The sequence below is a fragment of the Pseudoalteromonas sp. HM-SA03 genome (assembly GCF_002289345.1).
Lineage (GTDB): Bacteria > Pseudomonadota > Gammaproteobacteria > Enterobacterales > Alteromonadaceae > Pseudoalteromonas.
Genome location: NZ_NSDG01000022.1, coordinates 111,144 through 116,275 on the forward strand (window position 1 = coordinate 111,144; position 5,132 = coordinate 116,275).

Consider the following 5,132-nt stretch of genomic DNA (forward strand, 5'->3'; position numbering starts at 1 on the left):
TTGGTTTTTACCGCGATATAAAACCATACCTACCAGCAATAGAAAAGCAGGTGTAGGAGCCGGTTCACCCGGCGATCTTGATGCTTTTACCGCGATATATAACCATACCTTCTAACAATAGAAAAGCAGGTGTAGGAGCCGGTTCACCCGGCGATCTTTAAGCTTTAAACGCGATATAGAACAGTAATCTCATCCCTCGCTCTAGGACATAACATAATATAACCTTAACGTGTTCACTTCTGGTTAATGCTTATACACTTAATTTCAGTTCTCATATTTTTTGGACGAAAAAGCTTAAACATACCATTAAGAGGTTTTCATTTGTACGGTGTCAATCTCAGGCCGAACTAAGAAATCACCAACAGTTACAGAACAAAACTAGAATTAATCACAACAGGGATTGAGTTGTTATGTTTAAAATAATTTTACTTGCCGCGTTAATGTTCACCTCGAACTTGGTAATTGCGTCACAAAAAGTGAACCCTTTTCCAAGCTTATCTTGTAGTAATAAAGTCCATATCAGAGTTGTCGATCTTGTTTATTGTGCAGATAGCACGACACTATCAAAAATTAACTTTTTAGGGCTAAGTAACCAAACTGTGGTCGTAACTAGCCAAGATCAAAATGAGTTGGCAATTGCGTTAAACCCACCGGAAATCTCACTTGGTGATATGCATAAAAAGTTGAATATGAGCGTAAACGATTTTTTTCATGCCCTGTATCATTCAGATCCTAAAGTAAAAAACATAGCAAAGCTTCGCTCGGCTTTTGACATAGACGAAAACAATCCGATGAGTGTGTACCAAAACGGCGATATTTTTGCTTTTGTCGTTATGGGAGAAAATCAAGACTACGATAGGGTTTACATTAATAAAAAGGGAAGCGATGTTATCTATCAGATAAGTGGTGAGTTTAACCAACCTCAGTTAAATCGCATTCTCTCCTCGCTTATTTTGGATGTGTAGCATCGCTGTTTGCCTTTTAAAGCAGGAGCCGGTTCACCCGGCGATCTTTACGCAGTTGCCGCGATATAAAACCATACCTATCAGCAATAGAAAAACAGGTGTAGGAGCCGGTTCACCCGGCGATCTTTACGCAGTTGCCGCGATATAAAACCATACCTATCAGCAATAGAAAAACAGGTGTAGGAGCCGGTTCACCCGGCGATCTTGATGCTTTTACCGCGATATAAAACCATACTTACCAGCAATAGAAAAGCAGGTGTAGGAGCCGGTTCACCCGGCGATCTTGATGCTCTCCCGGCATAACACCAACAATACTCAAGCCAATTGCTGATTAATAATTGAGATCATCTCATCAGCGTATTGGTGAATAAAAAAGTGCCCACCAGAAAACTCAGTAATCTGGTATGGTTGTGTCGTTAGCGCTTGCCACGCAGTAACATGTTCATTCAAGATCTCATCATCAACGCCATGAAAAACATGGATAGGGATGGGTAAGGCTCGCTGCTCTGCGACATAGGTATCTGCTATTTTAAAATCAGCTCTAAGCAATGGGAGTAATAACTCCATAAGCTCTTTATTCTCAAGAACTTCTTTTGGCGTACCATTTAAGTCACGAAGCTCAGCAATAAATTCATCATGTGGCAGACCGTGTAAATGACGTTTAGCTGAGGTGCAATGAGGTGCACGACTCGCAGAAGCAAATATTTTACGTGGAGTAGGTAAGCCTGCGTCTAATAATTGAAAAGCAAGCTCATATGAAATGCGACTACCTAAACTGTGCCCAAAAAAAGCAAAAGGTTTACTCGTAATATAGTCACTATGGGACATAAGCTCTGCAATAATATCTGGCATATTATCAATTGCAGGCTCAATAAGTCTTGCACCTCGTCCCGGCAGCTGCACAAAAACAAGTTCAACATATTCACTTGCTTTATCGCTCCACGGCGTAAATATAGCTGGTGAACCGCCAGCATAAGGGAAGCAAAATAGCCGCACCTTAGCGTTTGGATTGGGTTTTGGGGTAATAAAAAGTTTACTATTCATATCCTTTGTTGTTCGATTTTATTTCAGGTTAACTATTATGTTATCAACTTTATTACAATGCTAACAGCCTTACCCCTGCTCTAATTCTTCTGCCCGTTTTTCTGGCGCTGGTAGCATCTTTACTTTCTTGCGAATTTTGCGTTTTACTTCCCAGCGTTTTAATGCTCGACCTATTTGCCATGTGAATACCATCGTAATCACCAGCATCAGTAAAACGACTCGTCCAAGTTCATGGAAATGAGAGTGGCTTTGCGACATAGCAGCTTCTGTCAAATAGACCATATTGACGAACCCAAGAGGCTGTCCCATCGGCGTATATACTGGCTCAGAAATAATGCTTTTGGTTTTACTGAGCCCTGGTAAAGTTTGGGGTAGCTGCTGATAATCCGTGGGTGAGGAATTACCGTCGTTACCAACAACAAAGCGCCCCTGATAATCATAAATCGCGACTTGAAGCACAAAGTCATCGCTAGCAAGGTGATTTGCCAAAGCACTGAGTCTTGGCGTATCACTACGAGAAAGGGGGAGTGCCACATTTTTTGCGAGCTGCTTGGTAAGGCTTCTTGCAGTAAGATCTGCACCGTGATGGAGCAAGCGATGAGATTCAAAACTGGTATTAAATGCAAGCCAAGTCACCATGATCAGGCAAGCCGCAGCAATACATAAACGAAATAATCTGCGTCCTCTGGTCGAGTTTAACACTTCTAATACATGTAAATTTTTCATATTTATCGCATATTGCCCGCTTTTGCTAAGGTCCAGTGCTGACAGCTTAGCGCAATCATGTTAAAAATCGGCTTAACGCTATCAAGGAGCAACTTATGTCGTCAATCATTCAATTCGCTAATCGTGAACTAAACACACCAATTCAGGAACATATGGCGCTGGATAATTGGTATAGTTGCCAAGGTAACATAAGCCTCACACAAGTAAATCAATTACCTGAGCTGACGACCCAATCAATATGCTTTTTTGGCCCAAATATACAATTGCAACACCTTGTGGAAGTTGAGAAATTTCTTCGAACATTTGCTATCGAGCAGACGTATTTTACGGCATATCAACCTCATGAACAGCTCCCCGTTGCTTTGGGGGGGCGTTTTAACGCATCGCAATTGCCAAGTAAGACAGAAGTAAGAGATTTTGCCAAAAGCATTAATGCGCAAGGTGCGCTGATAACACAAGCACCTACTTTAGAAGAGCCGGGGCTACTTGTGATGGACATGGACTCCACCGCAATTCAAATTGAATGTATTGACGAAATTGCTCGATTGGCCGATCGATATGAAGAAGTGGCTTCAGTCACCACACAGGCGATGGCGGGGGCACTCTCTTTTTCTGAAAGTCTACACCGCCGCGTAGCGTCACTCTCTGGCGTACCGTTATCACAAATTCAATCATTAAAAGAAAACTTACCGCTGATGCCCGGCATCGCGCTGTTGTGTCAGGCACTAAAGCAGCATCACTGGCATCTTGCCATCGCCTCGGGTGGCTTTACATGGTTTGCAGAATCATTGATGGAGCCACTCCAGCTAGACGCTGTATTTGCCAATACCCTAGAGGTCGAAAACGCGCAGCTCACCGGCAAAGTGCTAGGAGATATTGTAGATGCCAACAAAAAGGCAGAAGTGCTTGGTCAACTCGCAAACCAATATGCGATCCCAATGACTCAAACGGTTGCCATTGGTGATGGCGCAAATGACTTAGTGATGATGGCAAAAGCCCAACTAGGTGTGGCAATCCATGGCAAGCCAAAAGTGGTAGAAAATGCCGACGCGGCGATTTGTGAAGGGTCTTTGTTACAACTGTTATATTTGCTAGGTGTGCCGAAATAATCGGCATTTATAAAAACTAAAGCCTGTTAAGTGTTGTTGATTTTTTGTGTTTTTTTGTTATCCTCTAGGAGTTTCAGGCTCTATAATAGTTGAAATGCAGAAAGCTTTAGCGGCAAGTTTTGTATTTCAATGTTAATTACAACATTTTAGCAGGGATATAACAGCTTTGTTTTTCTTTAAGAACAGTATATCAGGTGACGACCTTCGCGCACTTAGAAAGCGTAAAGGAGTCTCCATGCAAAAAATGGCAGATAAAATTGGTGTGTCTCTCAGGACGATAGAAAATTGGGAAACCGGTGTCGGTCAGCCTAGAGTCGATCAGTTTTTGCAAATATGTATCTATTGCTCTATCGATATTAAAGGTTTGATGCATCAAATCAGGGAATGTGATGCTGAGCAAGATACACATAGAAATGATAAATTTGCTTCTAAAAAATAGACTTACCTTTCTTAACTGTGATCGCTTTAGTGTTATACATTCAATCTTGAATGTATAATCCGTGTTTAGTGTGGCAGTTTAGTACCTCCGTCACTGAATTTAGCTACAAAATTATTTTTAAAATAACATTTAAGGCTTTGATCCTGAAACTATGAAGCTGCTATTAGCATTGCATTTTACCCTTCTAAGTGTTCTGTATTTAGATCATCCTTTTTTAGATCGTTTGGGCGTTATTACGGTGCTTATTGTGATCATGATTTGGTATCGAGACAATGTGAATGCTGTACATATCTGTGCAATTCAATTAGTTATAATGATGCTAGAATTTTCGGTATTTCACTTTAATGTGTTTGCGTTGCATGAAAGTTCGTTGCATCTTTGGAAAAATGCTCGTATTTACACCATTCACTTTACAAGTGATGTAGTTAATTTTATTGCTCTGGCATATCGTCCAGCGCTTTCTAGGATGGTACTTAGAATACGTAATAGCTCTTGTGAAGACGTACATTTTACTATCTCTGATATGACATTAATGACGATCTGCCTATTATTTATTGTGGCTGATTTACTAGCAATGTTTGAAAATGTTATTAGAAACTTGGAACATTTTGGCTTTGATGAAAAATTCGCCAAGCAATTCTGGGAATGGAACTGGGTATTTTATAATTATTCGACGATAAAAAGTATTTTAGCCGGTGTTGAGCTATGGGCTATTCTATCTATCACAACGCATGCTAAAAAGCTGAAATCATAGGTTTAAACCACTGGCCCTGACTGGTTTCGACGCCCATCCATGGGCTACGACTATCTTTTCTTTGCTTGCCCAAAGAAAAGGTAGCAAAAGAAAAG

Annotated in this window: 6 protein-coding genes; 4 read left to right on the forward strand and 2 right to left on the reverse strand. The window is 40.9% G+C overall.

Translation table 11 applies throughout. The annotated features are described in order from the left end of the window. The first annotated feature begins 410 nt into the window (after window positions 1-410). A complete protein-coding gene (locus tag CKO50_RS04645) occupies window positions 411-965 on the forward strand; it encodes a hypothetical protein (protein WP_095727213.1) in 555 nt (184 codons plus the stop codon). A gap of 315 nt (window positions 966-1,280) precedes the next feature. Here the strand turns inward: CKO50_RS04645 and CKO50_RS04650 are convergent, their stop codons facing one another. Both CKO50_RS04650 and CKO50_RS04655 read right to left on the reverse strand, forming a co-directional pair. Continuing rightward, the gene (locus tag CKO50_RS04650; RefSeq protein ID WP_095727214.1) at window positions 1,281-2,009 is read right to left on the reverse strand and encodes a thioesterase II family protein; all 729 of its coding nucleotides are present in this window, start codon (window positions 2,007-2,009) and stop codon (window positions 1,281-1,283) included. 69 nt (window positions 2,010-2,078) lie between these two features. Continuing rightward, complete coding sequence (locus tag CKO50_RS04655) at window positions 2,079-2,735, reverse strand: AhpA/YtjB family protein (protein ID WP_095727215.1); 657 nt, start codon at window positions 2,733-2,735, stop codon at window positions 2,079-2,081. Window positions 2,736-2,830: 95 nt separating this feature from the next. Here CKO50_RS04655 and serB point away from each other — a divergent pair, with 95 nt between their 5' ends. The 3 genes from serB to CKO50_RS04670 all read left to right on the forward strand — a co-directional run bounded on the left by serB (window position 2,831) and on the right by CKO50_RS04670 (window position 5,037). Beyond that, the gene (serB, locus tag CKO50_RS04660; protein WP_095727216.1) at window positions 2,831-3,844 is read left to right on the forward strand and encodes a phosphoserine phosphatase SerB; all 1,014 of its coding nucleotides are present in this window, start codon (window positions 2,831-2,833) and stop codon (window positions 3,842-3,844) included. A gap of 166 nt (window positions 3,845-4,010) precedes the next feature. After that, the gene (locus CKO50_RS04665) at window positions 4,011-4,283 is read left to right on the forward strand and encodes a helix-turn-helix domain-containing protein (RefSeq protein ID WP_095727217.1); all 273 of its coding nucleotides are present in this window, start codon (window positions 4,011-4,013) and stop codon (window positions 4,281-4,283) included. Between the two features lie 151 nt (window positions 4,284-4,434). Next, window positions 4,435-5,037: a hypothetical protein gene (locus CKO50_RS04670; RefSeq protein ID WP_095727218.1), complete on the forward strand. Its 603-nt coding sequence runs from the start codon at window positions 4,435-4,437 to the stop codon at window positions 5,035-5,037. Window positions 5,038-5,132: the final 95 nt, after the last annotated feature.